At 72.7% G+C, this 17,285-nt stretch carries 19 protein-coding genes; 4 read left to right on the top strand and 15 right to left on the bottom strand.

All coding sequences use genetic code 11. The features are described from left to right. Positions 1–6: 6 nt before the first annotated feature. From ACFPP6_RS26430 to ACFPP6_RS26395, 8 genes are all read right to left on the bottom strand, one after another. Positions 7–648, bottom strand: coding sequence for a hypothetical protein (locus tag ACFPP6_RS26430; RefSeq protein WP_382047170.1), 642 nt, complete (start codon positions 646–648; stop codon positions 7–9). Then, positions 645–950 (bottom strand): hypothetical protein, encoded by a 306-nt coding sequence (locus tag ACFPP6_RS26425; RefSeq protein WP_382047168.1) that lies wholly within the window; start codon positions 948–950, stop codon positions 645–647. The genes ACFPP6_RS26430 and ACFPP6_RS26425 overlap by 4 nt, the downstream gene beginning before the upstream one ends. Next, positions 947–3,094, bottom strand: a complete 2,148-nt coding sequence (locus ACFPP6_RS26420) for an ATP-binding protein (RefSeq protein ID WP_382047165.1) — start codon at positions 3,092–3,094, stop codon at positions 947–949. The genes ACFPP6_RS26425 and ACFPP6_RS26420 overlap by 4 nt, the downstream gene beginning before the upstream one ends. Positions 3,095–3,171: 77 nt before the next feature. After that, entirely contained in the window at positions 3,172–4,371 is a 1,200-nt protein-coding gene (locus tag ACFPP6_RS26415) for a Pvc16 family protein (protein ID WP_382047162.1), read from the bottom strand. 10 nt (positions 4,372–4,381) lie between these two features. Then, positions 4,382–4,576 (bottom strand): hypothetical protein, encoded by a 195-nt coding sequence (locus ACFPP6_RS26410; RefSeq protein WP_382047159.1) that lies wholly within the window; start codon positions 4,574–4,576, stop codon positions 4,382–4,384. A gap of 833 nt (positions 4,577–5,409) precedes the next feature. After that, a complete protein-coding gene (locus tag ACFPP6_RS26405; RefSeq protein ID WP_382047156.1) occupies positions 5,410–6,132 on the bottom strand; it encodes a hypothetical protein in 723 nt (240 codons plus the stop codon). 7 nt (positions 6,133–6,139) lie between these two features. After that, the gene (locus ACFPP6_RS26400) at positions 6,140–6,664 is read right to left on the bottom strand and encodes a phage tail protein (protein WP_058043010.1); all 525 of its coding nucleotides are present in this window, start codon (positions 6,662–6,664) and stop codon (positions 6,140–6,142) included. 52 nt (positions 6,665–6,716) lie between these two features. Further along, positions 6,717–8,453, bottom strand: a complete 1,737-nt coding sequence (locus ACFPP6_RS26395) for a phage tail sheath family protein (RefSeq protein WP_382047153.1) — start codon at positions 8,451–8,453, stop codon at positions 6,717–6,719. A 435-nt stretch (positions 8,454–8,888) separates the two neighbouring features. On the opposite strand from ACFPP6_RS26395, the gene ACFPP6_RS26390 reads away from it, so the two are divergent. After that, positions 8,889–9,035 carry a hypothetical protein gene (locus ACFPP6_RS26390; RefSeq protein ID WP_382047150.1) on the top strand — a complete coding sequence of 49 codons (147 nt, stop codon included), beginning with the start codon at positions 8,889–8,891 and terminating at the stop codon, positions 9,033–9,035. A 56-nt stretch (positions 9,036–9,091) separates the two neighbouring features. Here ACFPP6_RS26390 and ACFPP6_RS26385 read toward each other — a convergent pair whose 3' ends face one another. The 7 genes from ACFPP6_RS26385 to ACFPP6_RS26355 all read right to left on the bottom strand — a co-directional run bounded on the left by ACFPP6_RS26385 (position 9,092) and on the right by ACFPP6_RS26355 (position 14,218). Next, entirely contained in the window at positions 9,092–9,805 is a 714-nt protein-coding gene (locus ACFPP6_RS26385) for a hypothetical protein (protein WP_179083717.1), read from the bottom strand. After that, on the bottom strand, positions 9,802–10,338 hold the full coding sequence (locus ACFPP6_RS26380) for an RNA polymerase sigma factor (protein ID WP_382047147.1): 537 nt from the start codon (positions 10,336–10,338) through the stop codon (positions 9,802–9,804). The genes ACFPP6_RS26385 and ACFPP6_RS26380 overlap by 4 nt, the downstream gene beginning before the upstream one ends. Positions 10,339–10,379: 41 nt before the next feature. Continuing rightward, complete coding sequence (locus tag ACFPP6_RS26375) at positions 10,380–10,568, bottom strand: hypothetical protein (RefSeq protein WP_058043006.1); 189 nt, start codon at positions 10,566–10,568, stop codon at positions 10,380–10,382. A gap of 290 nt (positions 10,569–10,858) precedes the next feature. Next, positions 10,859–12,403: an alpha/beta hydrolase gene (locus tag ACFPP6_RS26370; RefSeq protein ID WP_382047144.1), complete on the bottom strand. Its 1,545-nt coding sequence runs from the start codon at positions 12,401–12,403 to the stop codon at positions 10,859–10,861. A 106-nt stretch (positions 12,404–12,509) separates the two neighbouring features. Then, on the bottom strand, positions 12,510–12,908 hold the full coding sequence (locus tag ACFPP6_RS26365) for a VOC family protein (RefSeq protein WP_382047141.1): 399 nt from the start codon (positions 12,906–12,908) through the stop codon (positions 12,510–12,512). A 250-nt stretch (positions 12,909–13,158) separates the two neighbouring features. Further along, positions 13,159–13,446 (bottom strand): hypothetical protein, encoded by a 288-nt coding sequence (locus tag ACFPP6_RS26360; RefSeq protein ID WP_382047138.1) that lies wholly within the window; start codon positions 13,444–13,446, stop codon positions 13,159–13,161. A gap of 316 nt (positions 13,447–13,762) precedes the next feature. Beyond that, positions 13,763–14,218 (bottom strand): Lrp/AsnC family transcriptional regulator, encoded by a 456-nt coding sequence (locus ACFPP6_RS26355; protein ID WP_382047135.1) that lies wholly within the window; start codon positions 14,216–14,218, stop codon positions 13,763–13,765. A 175-nt stretch (positions 14,219–14,393) separates the two neighbouring features. Between ACFPP6_RS26355 and ACFPP6_RS26350 the strand changes: the two genes are divergently transcribed. The 3 genes from ACFPP6_RS26350 to ACFPP6_RS26340 form a co-directional block, all read left to right on the top strand. Beyond that, a complete protein-coding gene (locus ACFPP6_RS26350; RefSeq protein WP_382047132.1) occupies positions 14,394–15,413 on the top strand; it encodes an asparaginase in 1,020 nt (339 codons plus the stop codon). Positions 15,414–15,508: 95 nt separating this feature from the next. Further along, on the top strand, positions 15,509–16,945 hold the full coding sequence (gene aspA / locus ACFPP6_RS26345; RefSeq protein ID WP_382047130.1) for an aspartate ammonia-lyase: 1,437 nt from the start codon (positions 15,509–15,511) through the stop codon (positions 16,943–16,945). Between the two features lie 102 nt (positions 16,946–17,047). Further along, positions 17,048–17,285, top strand: a 238-nt coding sequence (locus tag ACFPP6_RS26340; RefSeq protein ID WP_465269383.1) for an ACT domain-containing protein, incomplete at its 3' end; no start/stop codon positions are given.

Raw genomic sequence — 17,285 nt, 5'->3', positions numbered from 1 at the left:
CCGCGCTCAGATCCCGGTCAGGCCGACGGCGTCGGAGCCGTACGCGCCGAGGGCCGCGAAGCTCTCCTTGCCCTGGTGGTAGCGGAGGAAGAGCGCTCCGGCGCGGTGGTCGAAGCCGACGTCGTCGGTGGTCAGGGTGCGCACGGACAGGGTCACTTTGGCCCGCACGGGCTGCAGGGCGCTGTCGTAGGCCTCCTCCGTGACGGACATCTCCGTGATCCGTACCGGTACGACCCTGCGCCGGCCGAGCACGAGGACGGTCAGCGGCGCCTCCACCGGGGCGATCTCGATCATTCCCATGGACGACAGCCGGTCGCTCTCGCGCAGTTGCGCCCCCGTGGGGTTGATGGCGCTCTCCAGGGCGGAGAGCACCGCGAAGAGCCCGGTGCCGGCCGCCGGGTCGGGACGGCCGCCCTTGTCGGCCCGGTCGGCCGCGTCGAACTCCGCGTCGAACCGGAACGTCTCCTGCGGCGGGCCGCTGAGCCGCAGCGCCTCCAGCCGGTCCCCGCCCCCCGCTCCGGTGCCGCGCGGCTGCAGGCTGCGGGTGAGGGTGTCGGGGTTGTACTGGAACGGCGTCACCCGCAGGACGCGGCCCTGCTCGGGGTCCAGGAACACGAATCCGCCGCGCAGGGCGAGGGGGGTCGTCATCGGGCCGCCTCCCGGTGCGCGGCCGGGGCCGCGGGGCCGGCGGCGGACGTCCCGAGGGCACCGTGGACCGCATGGGCGATGCGCCGGCCTAGGGCGGTGGGGTCGGCGGTGGCACGCACCGGGGCCGCCGTGGCGCGGCGCAGGTGGACGTCCGCGAGATCCGCGAGGCCCCCCTGCCCGCCGGGCGGCGCGGCGGCGAGCAGGGCGCCGAGTTCGGCCTCCAGCGCCCGGCTGAGGGCGGCGGCCCGGTGGCCGGGGACGCCCTCCAGCACCAGCCGCCCGATGGACAGTTCGACCTTCACGGGGTCACCTCCGGCTGACCGTCCCAGGAGAAGTCCGCGCCGGGCAGCGGCATGTCGGCCTTGCGCAGTTCGGCGCGGGCCGCGGCCAGTACGGCCGGCATGCCGATGCGGGTGCCCGCCGAGGCGGCGCTGAAGGCCGCGTTGAGCGCGATGTTGCGGATCATCCCGCCGCTGAGCGGGAGCTCCGCCAGCCGGTCCGCGTCGAGGGCGTCGACGGGCGCCGCGTCCGGGAAGGCGCGCTCCCACATGCGGCGGCGTTCGGCGGGTCCGGGGAAGTCGAAGGGCACGATGAAGCGCAGCCGTCGCACGAACGCCGTGTCCAGCGCGCGCCGCTGGTTGGTGGCCAGGATCGCGAGGCCCCGGTAGGACTCCATGCGCTGCAGCAGGTAGCCGACCTCGATGTTGGCGTACCGGTCGTGGGAGTCCTTGACCTCGCTGCGCTTGCCGAAGAGCGCGTCGGCCTCGTCGAAGAAGAGGATGGTGCCGCCCGGTTCGGCGGCGTCGAAGAGCCTGCGCAGGTTCTTCTCCGTCTCCCCGATGTACTTGCTGACCGCCGCGGAGAGGTCCACCCGGAACAGGTCGAGGCCCAGGTGCCGCGCGAGCACCTCGGCCGCCATGGTCTTGCCGGTGCCGCTGGGCCCGGTGAACAGCGCGCTGATCCCCAGCCCGCGGCCGGTCCGCTGCGCGAAGCCCCAGTTCCGGTAGACCGTGTCGCGCTGGGCCACCTGGGCCGCGATCTGCCGCAGCAGCTGCGCCTCCTGCGCGGGCAGCACGATGTCGTCCCAGCCGGCCCCCGGTTCCAGGCGCTGGGCCAGTCCGCCCAGGCGGGGGCGGGTGCGCACCAGGCAGTCCCGCCAGGCCGCGTCCGGGTCGCCGCCCGCGGCGGCCCCGATCTCGTGGATCGAGGGCAGGTCCAGGGCGAACTGCCCGGCCAGCCGGTCCGCATCCGCCGGAGGCAGCAGCGTGCGCCACGCCGCGGCCCGCTCCGCGGCCGGCGGCGGGACGACCTCCACGACCGCGGTCGGAGCCGGCACATCGGACCGGGTCTCCCTGGTCGCCACCACGCACGGCCCGCCGATGCGGTCGAGGAAGCGGCCGAGCCGACCGGCCGCCTCTCCCCCGGCGTGCAGGTCCCCGTCGGCGCGCGCCTCGTCGGCGGTGTCGGCGTCGAGCCACAGCGCCAGGGGCAGCAGGCACGACTCCCGCTGCCAGAGCCGGGCCACCGTGTCGAGCTCCGCCGCCGCGCCCGGCAGCAGACCGGCCGGCATCCCGTACAGCAGCAGCCCCGCCGCGGCGGCGGCCTCGACGGCCACGGCGCGCTTCGTCTCCCGGTCGGGGCCCAGGAGCTGGACGACCGGCATGCGGGCGCCGGACCAGGCGGGGGCGTGCTGCCAGTGGCCGAGGATCTCGTCCGCTGCCGGGTGGCGGGAGCCCGGGCTCGCGGCGCCGGGGTCCGGTGCTCCGGAGCCGGCCCCACCGGGTGCGGGCCGTACCAAGGTCACCAGCGATTCGAGGCGCTCGTCGAGGTAGTCCAGCCCCTTGAGGTGGTTGACGATCCGCTCGTCGGCACGCAGGGGGCTGGTCACCAGCGTCCGGCCCGCCGCCCGGTCGACGTCGACGAGCCGCCAGTAGCGCAGCCCCCGGTACGGGGAGAGGACGTCCCACGCGGGCTCCGGCAGGACCGACAGCGCCAGCGCGAAGGTGGCGCAGGGCAGGCTCGGGTCGCCCTGAGCGGCCGCGCACAGCTCCGCGAACCCGGGATCCAGCTCCGGGGCGGCGCACAGCAGGAGGGCGTGCCGCTCGAACGCGGACAGCCCCAGCAGGCCGCCGAGGGAGACGAGGGCTGGCGGCGGGTCGGCGGCCGCGGCGCGCTCCATGGCCGCCGCGGCGGAGGCGAGTTGCCCGTCGGTGACGGGGGTCTTCGCCCGTGCGCCGCTCGGAGCGCTGGCGGCGCCGCTCGGGGTACGGGCGCCGGCCGGCCCCGGCGGGGCCTCGGGATCCGCGACCCGCCCGGTTGCCCGCTCTCCCCCGGCCCGGGCGCGCAGGAGGAGCCGCAGCCAGGCGAGTCCGGCCTCCAGATAGCGCTCGTTGGCGTCTTCCCACGTCTCCGGCGGGGCTTGCCCGCCCGTATCCACCGTGAGCACGGCGCCTGCGGGAGCGGAGGCACGGCCCGGCCCGGAGGTACGGCCCGGCTTTGAGGCACGGCCCGGCTTGACGGAGGTCACGTCACCACCACCGCCAGGTCCTCGTCGATGCGGGGCGGAGTGGCATCGCCGTCGACGACGGGGCTGTCCACTCCGTCGACGCGCAGCCGCAGCACGTGGCGGCCGGGCCCGGAGGCCCGGAAGGAGAAGGTCAGCGTCTTCTCGCGCGCCCCCCGGAAGGGCGTGACGGGCACGGGGCGGTCCCCGACCAGCAGGTGAACCCGCTGACCGGCCGCGACCGGCGGGTCGCACTCCACCTTGAGCTTCACCGTGCCGCCCGCGCCGCGCCGCGCCGACAGCGGCAGGGAGGTTCCGGCGATGCTCGGGGCGACCGCCAGCGGCAGCGTCGGCGTGACCTGCCGCGTGCCGTCGTCACCGGTGAGGACGACGGTCACCGACCACGGCCCCGGCACCAGCCTGCCCGCCTCTTCGAAAGTGGCCCGTACCTCGTGCTCGCTGACCGCGGTCGTGGTCAGGGGGACGGCGCCGAACAGCGGGTGGGTGAGGTGGACGACCGGCGTTCCGGCGTCCAGCCTGCTGCCGGTCAGGACGAGTTCGTCGGTGACCGTCGCGGCCTGCGGAGTCACGCCGGTCAGGACGGGGCTCGGGTCGGCCGGGTCGGGGGCGGCCTCGGGCCCCCGTCCTTCGGCTCCGCGCCGCACCACCGGCAGCGGGGCACGGGCGGGCCGGGCGCTGTCGAGCAGCACGATGCGGGCCTCGTACGCGACCGAGACCCGGTAGTGGCTCTGGAAGGCGCTCCACAGCTTGGACATGTCGTCCACGGACAGGTCCACCGGAGTGATCCGTACGGGCTCGGGCTGCAGGTGCGCGTCACCGAGGCCCGCTTCCTTGTCGTAGTCGTCCGGCCCGAGTTCGCTGTGGTCGTGCAGGGCCGCCATCGCCGCGCCCAGGATCTGGAGGGCGACCAGGCCCTGCGGGTCGTCGGTCGTGTACGGGGTGAGGAGGTAGTGCAGGACGACGGGCAGGGCGGGCCGCCCGGTCTCCCCCGGGCGGGTCCCGGGCGGGTCCGTGTTGCGCCAGCCTCCGTCGATCGTCGTCCGGTACAGGAACAGGTTGAGGGTCGCCGGGAACTGGTGGTCGGCCGCGGCCTCGTCGGGCGTCTTCGAGGTGACCCGGACCCCCGGGCCGCTGAGCGCCTTGGACAGGACCACGTGCAGGGCGCTGGTGACGGCGGCGACGGCGTCGGAATCGCTCATGGCCGGCCCCTCATGTCCGGCCCCGCAGGTATTCGTCGAGGCCGGGGCCGGCCTCCCGCACGCGCCCGGCGTCCTGCGGGCGCGCGGCCGGGGAGGCCGGAGCCGCCGCCCGGACCTCCAGCCGCTCGATGCTGATGCGGACGACGGTCCCGGCGTCCCGCGCGGCGGGGGCGGGCTGCCGCGGTCCGCTCCGGCCGGGATCCACTCGCGGCCTCCTGGTGGGGACGGGCTCCTGCAGGCCGGTGCGGACGGACGAGGGGACGGGTGACTCAACGGGCCGGACAGGCCGGACGGGGTGAGCCCCGGAAGGAACCGGCGAGGCGCCGGATGCACGGAACGGCGTTGCCGCGGCGGGTGCCTGGGGACCGGGATGCGGCCGGGATGCGGCGGGGGGCCCGAGGGGCTCCCCAGGGGGCCGCGGCGTGGGGGATGCGGCGCCGGCTGCGGTCGCCGGGTGGGCGGCAACCGGCCGGGGCGCGTCGGAGGGTGGTGCCGGGACGGCCGGGGGTGCCGCGGGCGGGCGGGGCTGTGCGCCGACGGGGTCGACGGGGTGGTGAGGGCGCGCGGAGACCGGGGCGACGGGCTCGTGGGCGCCCCTCTCCCCTGGAGCGGCGTCCGGCGGCCCCTCCGCCTCGGGGCTTCCCGTACCGGACGGCCGCCGGTTCGGCGCCCGCGTTCTGGCCGGCGCCGTTCCATGGGAAGCGGGACGGGAAGCAGCGGCACCCGCCTCATCGGAGCGCTCGGGAGGCTGCGGACCCGGCGCCGGCGGCGTGGCGAACGGACGGCCCGGCTCGCTGCCGGGCCCCCCGGCGCTTTCGCCGTCCGCACCATCACCTGCATCACCGCCGCCGTGGCGGCTGTGCCGGGCCTGCAGGGCGTGCCCATCCGCACCGGCAGGTCCTTCGCTTCCCGCGTCGGGCCCGGCCGCCTCCGGTCCCTGCGGTTCCCGCAGCCGGGGAGGCTCCGGGTCGAACAGGGACTGAAGCCGCGGGCGGAGGCGCGGACCCGGCGCGCCCAGCAAGCGGTCCACGAAGTCGCTCACCCGGCCGCCTCCAGATAGAAGCGGCGGCGGGCGGGGCTGACGGCGAGAACGTCCTGCTCCGTCCAGCCGTAGGCGCGGGCGAGCGCGTGCACTTCGTACAGCAGGCGGCGTGCGTACCCCTCGATCTCGGCCCACAGGTGCCCGGCGACGTCCACCTCCGCGGACCAGGTGTGGGCGCACCCGGGACACTCCAGGGCCACCGCCGTCTCCGCTCCCGGATCGATGCCGGGGAGCCGACGGGCCACCTCCTCCAGGACGTGGCCCGGCAGGGAGTCCGCCTCCGGGCCGGCGCCGACGACACAGCGCTGCAGCAGGGCCCGGCGGGAGTCGCACCCGCCACGGGGGACGGCCAGCAGGTCGCGCAGGGTCAGGGCACGGTACGTGACGTCGCGGCCGGCCGCGCGGAAGCTCCCCGTGGGCGGCGCCGTCCGCGCCCCGGGAACGGCCGCCGGTGCCGGCGGCCGCAGCTCGGCCGTCTCGACGGCGACTTCGAGGGGTTCTCCGCACGCCGGGCAGTCGGCGGCGCACGGGAGGGAGCTGCCGAACGCCCGCTCCCGGAAGCCGAGCAGCAGGGCGTGGAGAGCGGCCAGGGTGAGGTCGGCGACGGGCTCCGCGTCCCCAGCGGCGGTCCTGGCCAGCAGCAGGGCCCGGTCCTGCGGGCCCTGCCCGCTCCCGGACTCCCACACGGACAGGAGCTGCGCCTCGGTCAGCTCGGCCACCACGCCGTCACCCCGATGCGGTGTCGGTGAACTGCGGGAGCTGCGGCGGCGTGGTGGGCTCGCGCACCCATCCGTGGTGCTCCAGCTTGATGTGCTCGAAGGCGACGGCGTTCGCGTTCGCGTCGAGGTCCGGGAGGGCCTGGTACTCCGACACCCAGCAGTCGTGGACGGAGTACGACAGCACCTGCTGCCCGGCCTCGTCGAACACGTCGATGATGAGGTCGCGGCGGAAGTCCTTCAGCGAGGTCTCCAGCCCGCCGGCCGACTTGCGCAGGCTCCACACCTTGTTCGCCCACTCCTCGAAGGCGGTGTCGGCCGTGCAGCCGCGCTCCAGGGTGATCGCCTCGTACTCGGTCCGGCCCGGCAGCTTGCGGCTGGTCCCCGGGTCACCGCCGTCCCGGTGCTTGACCACCTCGGTGGTCCGCTTCAGACCGCTGACCTTGCTGATCCCGGCGATGTACGTGGTGCCACCGCCGAACTTCACCCGGAACCGGAAGTTCTTGTACGGGTCCCGGCGCGTGATCTCCGGCATCGTCCTCGCTCCTCCTGCCTCCTGCGGCCTGGAACCGGGTCTAGGGCTGGGCCTAGACCTGGACCTGGCCGGCGAGCTGCTGAATATGGATGATCACGAACTCCGCGGGCTTGAGCGGCGCGAACCCGACCTGGATGTTGACGATCCCGCGGTCGATGTCGTTCTGCGGGTTGTTCTCCCGGTCGCACTTCACGAGGTACGCCTCGGCCGGCGTACGGCCCTGGAACGCCCCCTCGCGGAAGAGGGAGTTCATGAAGGCGCCGATGTTCAGCCGGATCGAGGCCCACAGCGGCTCGTCGTTCGGCTCGAACACCACCCACTGGGTGCCCCGGAACAGGCTCTCCTCCACGAAGAGGGCGAGCCGGCGCACGGGAAGGTACTTCCACTCGTCGGTGAGCTGATCGTTCCCGCGCATCGTGCGGGCACCCCAGGCGACCGGCCCCACGGCGGGGAGCTCGCGCAGGCAGTTGACACCGAGCGGGTTGAGCCGGCCGTTCTCCAGATCGGTCAGCGGCATCTCCAGCCCCTGAACCCCGTTGAGCGACGCGTCGGTACCGGCCGGAGCCTTCCACACACCGCGCTGCGCATCGGTACGGGCCATCACACCGGCCATGACCCCACAGGGCGGGAAGTCCCGCACGAGGCCGTCGCGACGGGAGTCGGAGGCGAGGATGCGGGGGAAGTAGATGGCGGCGTTGCGGGCGTCGCCGCTTTGGAGCGGGAGCTTTTTGGCCAGCTCCACGACGTCGTCCGCCGTGGTCGCTGCGGTCCATTCGGCGGGCGGGTCGACGAGCAGGATGGCACGCTGCTTTACGCAGAGATCCACAGCCTTGGACAGCAGGTCTTGGCGGGCCTCGGGCTTCAGATCCTCGCTCTGCGTGACCTCCGGGAGGCAAAGGATGTTGAAGATGTCGGTCTTGAGCAACTGATAGAGGCCCCGTTTCCCGGCTTCGGTGCCCTCGCCGATGTAGTCCTCAGCTGTGGGGCGGGCATCTTCGGGAACCTTTTTCAAGTCGACCGTCGTGTAGCGGCCGCCACTCGGATCGTCTCCTCCTCGACCCGGCTGCGGAGAGGACTCGCCCCCTTCTTCCCCCTCTTCGCCGTTTTCGGCAGAGGGGGTGCCGTCGGGTTCATCGGGCGCGTCGTCTCGCAGTTGGTCATTGACTTTGTCATCGGTCTTGTTCGCCGCCGGCGGCTCCTTGGGGTCCTTGCCGTCCTTGAACCATTTGACGAGCTGTGAACCCTTCAGGACATTTCGCAGGCTGCGCGAGCTTTCCGGGTTCACACTGATGTTGAGGTACGTCTCCTCCACACCGGTGCCCTTATCAAAGATCCTGAGGTTGTAGACGTCCTCCCTCGGCTTGTCGTCGTCCCCCAGCACCTCCTCCACACGTGCGCGGAGCTTCCTCGCCCAAGCCCCGGGGCCGATGGGTGCCAGCTGGGGACGGGGATCATCGCCTCCGGGCCTGCCGACGCCTTTCTTCTCACCGATAGGCAGCAGCAGCGGTTTGTCCGGGTCGTCATTCGGCACCAGCCGCACGACCTCCGCCTCGGCCCCGCCGTTTCGGTAGAACTGCTCGACGGCGTAACTCATGGCGCTGTCCCTGTGCACGCCCCCGAACTGCTTCTCGTAGTCGGCCCACGAGGTGATGTGCACCGGCCGGTCGGTACGCCCACGCGGCGCCCAGCCGACGAACGCGGCGATCGACGTCGGAACCCCGGTGATGGTCCGTACGGAGCTCTTGACCTCGTCGATGTAGACGCCCGGGTAGCTGACCTTCACCGGCATGACGCCTCTTCTCTCCGACGGTACGGGGGCTACGGAGCGGAACTGGTCCCACCGTAGGAACCCGGCGCCTGACGGAAGCCGACGAGCGAGGCGTGTCTCCTCCGGTCAGGGGACCCATCAGGGCCGTTCAGCGCAGCGTCTGCCGCGGTGCGCCCCGGACAAGACCGCCTCCCCGGCCAGCAGGCATGTGCACGTCCGCGCCCGCCGACACCCCACAAGCCGACCGACGACACACCCACACCCCCGGCCACCAGCACAAACGGCCGACCGAGCCACTGCCGAGGCGGCCCGCAACCCGGCAACCTCTCTCGAATGGGGGACACCACGGCACCGTCCACCAACGGCGCCCCGTCTCCCGTGCCCGCCCACCCGGCGGACGTCTTCACCCCGTTCCGGGCCGGACCGGGCGATGCCCCCATCGATCAGAGGAGCAGGATGGCAATCTGGCGAAAGGGCTACATCCGCAAGGACGGAACCCGGGTCAAGGGCCACTGGGTCCGCGGGCGAAACCCCAGGCAGGGCTGTGCGTTCTGGTTCATCGGGCTCGTGGCGATCGCCGTCGTCGCCCGGATCGTCGGATAGCGCAAGCGTCTCCCGGGCCTTCTCACCCGCCCGGGAGACGCCGCGCCGTTCACGGACTACGACGCGATGGATGTCAACTCCTCGATGCGTTCCGCGAAGTCGGGGTCGGGCAGGGGGAGGTCGAGGGCGTCGTTGTCGTCGAGGGCGTGGGGGACGTAGGCGATGACGGCGTTGGTGGCGGCGGAGAAGACGCTGGTGCCGCGGAGGTGGGCGAGCAGGCTCAGGACCGCGTTGAGGTCCGTGCGGTCGATGGTCTCGGGCGTCTTGGGGATGAGGTGTTCGAGCCCGGCCTGCTCGTGCCACAGTTCGGCTTCCCTGCGCTCGCCGAGGGCCATGTGGTGCAGGTAGAGGCAGCAGGCCGCGCCCCGGTTGCCCGCTCCGGCGGCGAACTGCCACCAGAACTGGGCGGAGTCCCCGCGTTCGGCCAGGTGCAGCACGCAGCCCAGGACGAGGGCGCCCGCGGGTTCGAGGATGCGGCAGGTGAGGAAGCCGCCGAGCTCGTGGAGGTTGCGGGTGACGACGGTGCGGCACAGTGCCTGCAGCTGGCGCCGGAAGGCCCGGTGGGGCAGGTCGCTCCGCTCGGCCGTGCGGGCCGCCGCGGTGCGGGCGGGGGCCATCTGGTCGTCGAAGGACAGGGCGCCGTGCAGCATCCGGGCGGTGATGCGGGCCGCGAGCCGGGCCTCGGCCGCCTGGGTGTCGGCCACGGTGTAGGGCGGCCGGACGAGCCGTACCCGGGCCAGGGCCAGCTCCAGCGAGGTGTGGCCGGTCACCTGTCCGTCCCTCCTTCGTCGCCGGAGGGGCCCTGGTCGATACCGAGGGCGTGCTGGAGGCGGTGGCGGGCGAAGCGTGCGGCGGAGCGCACGCCGGCGGGGGTGATGCCCATGATGCTGGCGACCTCGCGGGTGGAGTGGCCCAGGACGTGGAGCAGGACGATGACGTCGTGCTGGCGTTCGGGCAGGGCGTGGATGGCGTCGTAGACGGCCAGGCTGTGTTCGAGCTCGCCGATGGGGTCGAGCGCGTGGTGGAGCGCGGTGGTCTCGAAGGCGGCGGTGTCGATGACGGCGGGCCGCCGGCCCCGGGCCCGGGCCGTGTCGACGGTGCGGTGGCGGACCACCGCCCAGGCGTAGGCGTTGGGGGATTCCTGGGAGAGCACTTCGGACCAGGCGAGGTAGAGCTCTTCGAAGGCCTGGTCGACGGCTTCTTCGGCATCGTGGCGGTGGCGCAGGTAGAGCTCGGCCCAGTGGATGTAGATGCCGCGGTAGAGCTCGTGGAAGGCGCGGTAGTCGGCGGGGAGTCCGGTCACGGGAATGACGCCTGTGCGGGGAGAGCGTGAGGGGCCGGGGTTCATCGCATCCCTCCCACCCGCCGGCGCCGGGGTGCGCCCTCGGGGCGGCGCGGCGGCGCGGGCTGCTGGTTCAGGCCGATGCGTACCGTGGCGGCTGCGGCGCGCCGCAGCAGGTGCCAGGCGTCACCGGCGAATACGCGTGCGACCATCGCTGCGGTGAGCAGGTCGCCGGCGAGTTGAGATTTCACGGAAGCAGGGATCCCTCCGGTCGGCGGACAAGCGGCTCGGGCGCACCGGCGGCGCACGCTCCCCCGGGCGCCGCCTGCTGCCCCTGTCGGAGGAACCCTTCTTCGTCCTCCGCCCATAAAGGCGACCGCCGTGGCCGGAACGTGCAACGGCAGAACGTAAAGAGTTACGGAAGATGATCGTCCAGTAGTCCGGTGCCGACGCACTGATGACGCGCCCGGCCTTCCCCCGTGGAGGCCGGGCGCGTCATCGGCGTCAGGCTGAGCTCAACTCACCTCAGCCCAAGCTCAGCTCAGCCCATCAAGTGGCCCAGCACCGACCGCACCGCCCGGTCCACAGCGCGACGCGCCTCCTCGGTGTGGTCGACCGTCTCGAACCCGTGGCGGCCGAGCGGCACGTCGACCACCTCGACGTCGGCCTTGCAGTCCTCCGCGGCGCTCAGGAACTCCCCGACCGTCGCCGCGATCGCCTCGTTCTCCAGCCCCACCCGGGTGAGCACGACCGGCAGCCGCCCGGCCCGGCTCACCGCCTGCACGGGACGGAACCGGGCGTCCACCATCCCCCAGCCCGGAAGCGGCGCCAGCACGGGATAGGTCATCGCCAGGCACTGCAGCCACGGCGGGGGCTCCGCGAGCGGGTCCGCCGACAGCAGCCCGCCGCCGGAGAAGTACCACAGCGCGATGCGATCCCCGTCGACGCGCGGATCGGCCCGTACGCGCTCGACCGCCGCGGCGACGTCCTCGGCGGCACGCGCGTAGTCGGCGAGGCCGTGCAGCCGGTGGTCCAGCATCACCCCGACCGCTCCCAGACTCGCCACGTACCGGCAATAGCCGACGTAGGCGGGCCAGTCCCGCGGTGTGGGCCGCCCGTCGGGGGCGACCGGGCCGCCGTGGACGAACACCACCGCGGGACGAGGCCGGTCGGCCTCCTGCGCGCCCGGCGGATCCGGCAGGTAGAGATCCATCTCGCCCACGCGCTCGCGCGGACGCTCCTCCACGTCCAGGAGGAAGGGCCGCAGATGTCCGGGCTGCTCGCCCTGCGGCGCGGTCACCCGGTGCCCTTCGCCCGCGGCGGCGCGCAGCAGTACGCCGGCCAGTTCGTCCGGCGAGGAGAGCATCGGCCAGTGACCGGTGGCGAGTTCGAAGAAGGTCACCTGCGGGTCGGCGAGCCACCGGAACTGCGGCGGGCCCGACGTCACCAGGAATTCGACCATCTCGATGCTCGCCCCGTTGGCGGTGCACAGGACGCCGGTCGTCGGCAGTCCGGAGCCGGCGCCGGACAGCCGGAGCGGCTGGGTGAGCGTGCCCGCCGGCTGCGGCACGGCGAGGCGGTCCATGCGCGCCAGCGCCTCCGCGGGGATGCCTTCGGTGCTGCCCCAGAGCTGCCACTCGTCGCGTTGCGGCGGCGGGATCCGCCAGTCGCTCTCGCTTTCGCTCTCACTCTGCCTCTGCCCGCCCTGCTGCGACAGCCCCTCCCGGACCGCCTGATCGGGCACCAGCGCGAGGGGCGCGTCACCGTCCTGGGGCAAGCCCGCGTCCAGGTAGACGATGCGGGCGATCCGCTCCGGCCGCCGGTCGGCGGCGCCCAGGACCGGGTGGATGGCGTAGTCATGGCCGACGATCACCACCTCCGGGGCGGCTATCCCGTCGATCAGCCGGACCAGGTCCTCGATGTGCGTCTCCAGGTCCGTGCCGGGCCCGGCCGGACGGTGGGGGTCCCCCATGCCCGTGAGCGTCGCCGGGTACACCTCGGCCCCCGACTCCCCGAGCCGGGCGGTCACCTCCTGCCACACCCAGCCCCCGGTGAATGGGCCCGACACCAGCACGAACGCCGTCATGATCGCCTCCTCGCATACCGCACTCCGCGGGACCGTCCACTTGGGCCGTCCGCGCTCGCCGGTACGGTAGGAACTCCCCCAGGGGGAGATTCAAGGCGCGACCGGCCTACCCGGCCCGGCCGTTCAGCTGGATCAGATCCCAGCGGTTGCCGTACAGGTCCCGGAAGACGGCCACCGTGCCGTACGGCTCGCTCCGCGGCGCTTCCTCGAAGACGACCCCGGCCGCCCGCATGCGCGCGTAGTCGCGGTCGAACGCGTCGGTGTTCAGGAACCAGCCGACCCGGCCGCCCGTCTGGTCCCCGACCCGGTCGGCCTGTTCCCCGGTCACGGCCCTGGCCAGGAGGATCGCCGACTCCCGCGCTCCCCGCGGGGCCACGACCACCCACCGCTTCCCGTCGTCGATCCGGGTGTCCTCCAGCAGTTCGAAGCCGACGGCGTCGCAGTAGAAGGCGATGGCTTCGTCGTAGTCGCGCACGACGAGGGTCACCAGTCCGAGAGAAGGCATCCGGTGATCATGCCCTGAAGCCGGGCGCCTCGTCCCGAACTCCGGCCGAACTCCGGGCGCATCATGGGGCCCGGCACCCCGAAGTAGATGTGTCGACACGGCCACACCGGCCGTAACCGGGTCGCAGGCCCCTCGTTCCAAGTGTCGTACAGCAACAAGGACCCCCACCCGGGGGAGGGTGAGGGTCCGCGATACGAGTCGTCCACGATGTGCGTCGGGTGCGTCGTCCACGGGGTTGCGGGGGAGGTGGCTACAACATGCTCTTCAGGGCTCGGCGCAGTCGCCTCCGGCCTTCGCGGTCACTGCGGATCCTCAGGGCGGTGGCCGCGGTCGCGCCGACGATCAGCAGGGACCCGGTGATCTTCACCGTCAGCGTCAGGGCCTGGTCGGGCCGGGCCACATCGGCGAGAACCAGGACCGTGAAGACCGTCAGGCCTGCCACCACCACACCGAAGGCCAGCAGCATCGCCCACTTGACCAACGCAAGGGAGCGGGCTGCCTTGTCGGTGTCGTCCTGAGGTGTGCGGGGCGTACTCATAGAGGGCTCCTTCAACGGCCGCCTGCTGCCCCGGAGGTGCGATTCCCCTGGAAGGGCAGCAGACGGCGACGGGTGGGACCCGGTCGGGTCTCACTGTTGGGGCGCCCGCACGACTGCCATCGTGCGGGCGCCCGACCCCACTAACGACAAGGCCTTGGGTATAGATACGCCCGGCCTACCATCCTTTCGGATGATTGAGCGGTTGAGGGTAATTTGAGCTAGTCGGATGACAAGTCATCCAGCCCGGGCTCAGAGTTCCGCACGGCCCCTTCAGCCCACCTCAGATCCCACCTCTCAGGCCCCCTCGGGTCCCCCCTCAGATCCCCACCGGCAGACCCCGGGGCTCCTTGATCCGCTTCATGATGATCTGCGAGTTGACCTCGGTGATGCCGGAGAGCGCGGTGAGGCGCTCGATCCACAGGCGTTCGTAGGCGGCGAGGTCGGCGACCGCGATGCGGAGCAGGCAGCCGGGGCTGCCGAAGAGGCGGTAGGCCTCGATCACGTCCGGGATGTCCTGGAGCGCCGCCTCGAAGGCCTCGACGGCCTCCCGGTCGCGCTTGACCTCGATCGAGACGAGGACCTCGAAGCTCCGCCCCACGGCCTCGGGATCGATGACCGCCCGGTAGCCCTGGATGACCCCGTCCTGCTCGAGCTGGCGGACGCGGCGCATGCACGGGGAGGGCGTCAGACCGACGCGATGGGCGAGCTCCTGGATGGTCAGGCGGCCGTCGTTCTGGAGCTCGCGCAAAATATTTCTGTCGATTCCGTCCATCGCGCAATTATCCACCACACTTCCCGGTCCTTCCTACTCAAATCAGCGATCCAATTGCGTCCGATTCGTCCTATCGTTTGCCCTCCGGCCGCCGCTCCCCCGTGGACGGCCGCCGTGATCTTCAGGCTGCAGAGCAGTGATCTTCAGAAGTGATCTTCAGAAAGGGCGGGCAGACGTGGGACAGGTCGTCGTCATCAGCACGGGCGGAACGATCGCCAGCCGCTGGCAGGGCTCCGGGTTCGCCGCCGACGCGCGGGGCGGGGACGTCCTGGCCACGGCAGCGGTGCCCGCGGGCATATCCGTGCGGGTCGTCGACCTGATGAGCGTGAACAGCGCCCGGCTCACCACGCGCGACCAGCTCGCCCTCCTGCGCACCGTGCACGAGGTCCTCGCCGACCCCGGCGTCGACGGCATCGTGGTCACGCACGGCACAGACACGCTGGAGGAGTCGGCCTTCTTCGTCGACCTCCACCACCACGACCCCCGCCCGGTCGTCTTCACCGGCGCCCAGCTGCCGCTCGAAGCGGCGGACGGCGACGGCCCGCGCAACCTGCACGACGCCCTGCTGACGGCCGGCACGGCGGCCATGCGCGGCCTGGGCGTCCTGGTCGCCTTCGACGGGCAGGTGCACGCCGCCCGGGGCACGATCAAGGTGCAGACCCTGGCCGCCGACGCGTTCGCCGACCCGTCCGGCAGCCCCGTCGCCGACGTCAAGGACGGCCGCGTCCTCGTCCGCCGGCAGCCCGAGCGTCCCGCGCCCCTCCCCCTGCCGCAGGCGGACGCGCCCCTCCCGCGCATCGACGTCGTCATGCATCACTGCGACGCCGACCCGCTGCTGTTCAACGCCGCCGTCGAGGCCGGCGCCCAGGGCATGGTCCTCGTCGCCACCGGCGCGGGCAACGCGACCCCCGAGGTCGCCACCGCCGTCGAGTCGGCGGTCTCCCGCGGCGTGCTCGTCGCCCTGACCACCCGGGTGCCCTCCGGCTCCGTCGCCGAGATCTACACCCAGGGCGGCGCCGTGGACCTCGCGGCCGCCGGAGCCGTACTGACCGGCACCCTCCGCGCCGGCCAGGCCCGGATCGCCGTGCTCAGCGCGGCGCTGGCCTCCCCCGACGCGGACGAGCGGACGCGCGTGCTGCGGCAGCTCGTCGCCGCCCCCGCTGCCGAAACCGCGTCCGCGCCCGCATCTGCATAAACGGTTCCTCCGCGGCTCCCCCTCCCCTTCCCCCGCGGCCCGTTTCCCCTCCGCTCCCTCTCCGCTCCCCCACCGCACCCCGATCGGATCCCCCCATGTCGGTCTCCGCCCCCGGCTCCTCCCGCACCGAACACGACCTCCTCGGCGAACGCGACGTCCCCACCGCCGCGTACTACGGCGTCCACACCCTGCGCGCCGTGGAGAACTTCCCCATCACGGGCACCCCCATCTCGGCCTACCCCGACCTCGTCACCGCCCTCGCCTCCGTCAAGCAGGCCGCCGCCCTCGCCAACCGCGACCTGGACCTGCTCGACGGCCGCAAGGTGGACGCGATCGTCCAGGCCTGCGAGGAGATCCGCGCCGGGCAGTGGCACGACCACTTCGTCGTCGACGTCATCCAGGGCGGCGCCGGCACGTCCACCAACATGAACGCCAACGAGGTCATCGCCAACCGCGCGCTCGAACTCCTCGGCCACGACAAGGGCGACTACAAGCACCTGCACCCGCTGGAGGACGTCAACGCCGGGCAGAGCACGAACGACGTCTACCCGACCGCCGTCAAGGTCGCGCTGCAGCTCGCCGCCGAGCGGCTGCTGCAGGCCATGGACGTGCTGCGCGAGGCCTTCGCCGGCAAGGCGGAGGAGTTCGCGGACATCCTGAAGATGGGCCGCACCCAGCTGCAGGACGCCGTGCCCATGACGCTGGGCCAGGAGTTCGCCGCCTACGCCGTCATGCTGGAGGAGGACCGCGCCCGCCTGGCCGAGGCCTGCGCCCTCATCCGCGAGATCAACCTCGGCGGCACGGCCATCGGCACCGGCCTCAACGCCCACCCCAACTACCCGGGGCTGGCCTGCAGCCACCTGAGCATCATCACCGGCATCCCGCTCGCGGTCGCCGGCGACCTCGTCGAGGCCACCCAGGACATGGGCGCGTTCGTCCAGCTCTCGGGCGTGCTCAAGCGGATCGCCGTCAAGCTCTCCAAGACCTGCAACGACCTGCGCCTGCTCTCCTGCGGCCCGCGCGCCGGCCTCGCCGAGATCAACCTGCCGCCCGTACAGGCCGGTTCGAGCATCATGCCCGGCAAGGTCAACCCGGTGATACCGGAGGTCGTGAACCAGATCGCGTTCGAGGTCATCGGCAACGACGTCACCGTCACCTTCGCCGCCGAGGCCGGCCAGCTCCAGCTCAACGCCTTCGAGCCGGTCATCGCCCACAGCCTCCTCAAGAGCATCGGTCACCTGAGCGCCGGCTGCCTGACCCTGGCCGAGCGCTGCGTCACCGGCATCACCGCCAACCGCGAGCACCTGGCCCGCCTCGTCGGCCAGTCCATCGGCCTGGCCACCGCGCTCAACCCGCACATCGGCTACGAGCAGGCCACCGCCGTCGCGCAGGAGGCCCTGACCACGGGCGCCTCGGTGCACGACCTCGTCCTGGCCAAGGGCCTGCTCACCCAGGAGCGGCTCCGGAAGATCCTCCACCCGGACAACCTCGCCCGCCCCCACACCCGGGCCGCGGCGGCCGTCGAGGCCTGACCGCACCGGAACCACCCGCTGCAGGGCCCCGGCACCGGCCCTGGCCCGGCAGCGGCCCTCTCAAGCACACAATCACCAGCACCAGAAAGAAGAAGCACCCCCATGGCAACGGCGCCCAGCGTCTCCTACTCGATGACGGTCCGGCTGGAGGTTCCCGCGAGCGGAACCTCGGTCAGCGAGCTGACCACGGCGGTGGAGAGCTCGGGCGGTTCCGTGACCGGCCTTGATGTGACCGCTTCCGGTCACGAGAAGCTGCGGATCGATGTCACGATGGCGACGACTTCGACCGAGCATGCCGATGAGATCGTGGAGAAGCTGCGCGGTATCGAGGGTGTCGTTC

The sequence above is a fragment of the Streptomyces aureoversilis genome, from assembly GCF_042657885.1.
Classification (GTDB): Bacteria; Actinomycetota; Actinomycetes; order Streptomycetales; family Streptomycetaceae; genus Streptomyces; species Streptomyces aureoversilis.
Note: the sequence above shows the minus strand (reverse complement) of the source record. Positions and strands in the feature narration are given on the sequence as shown.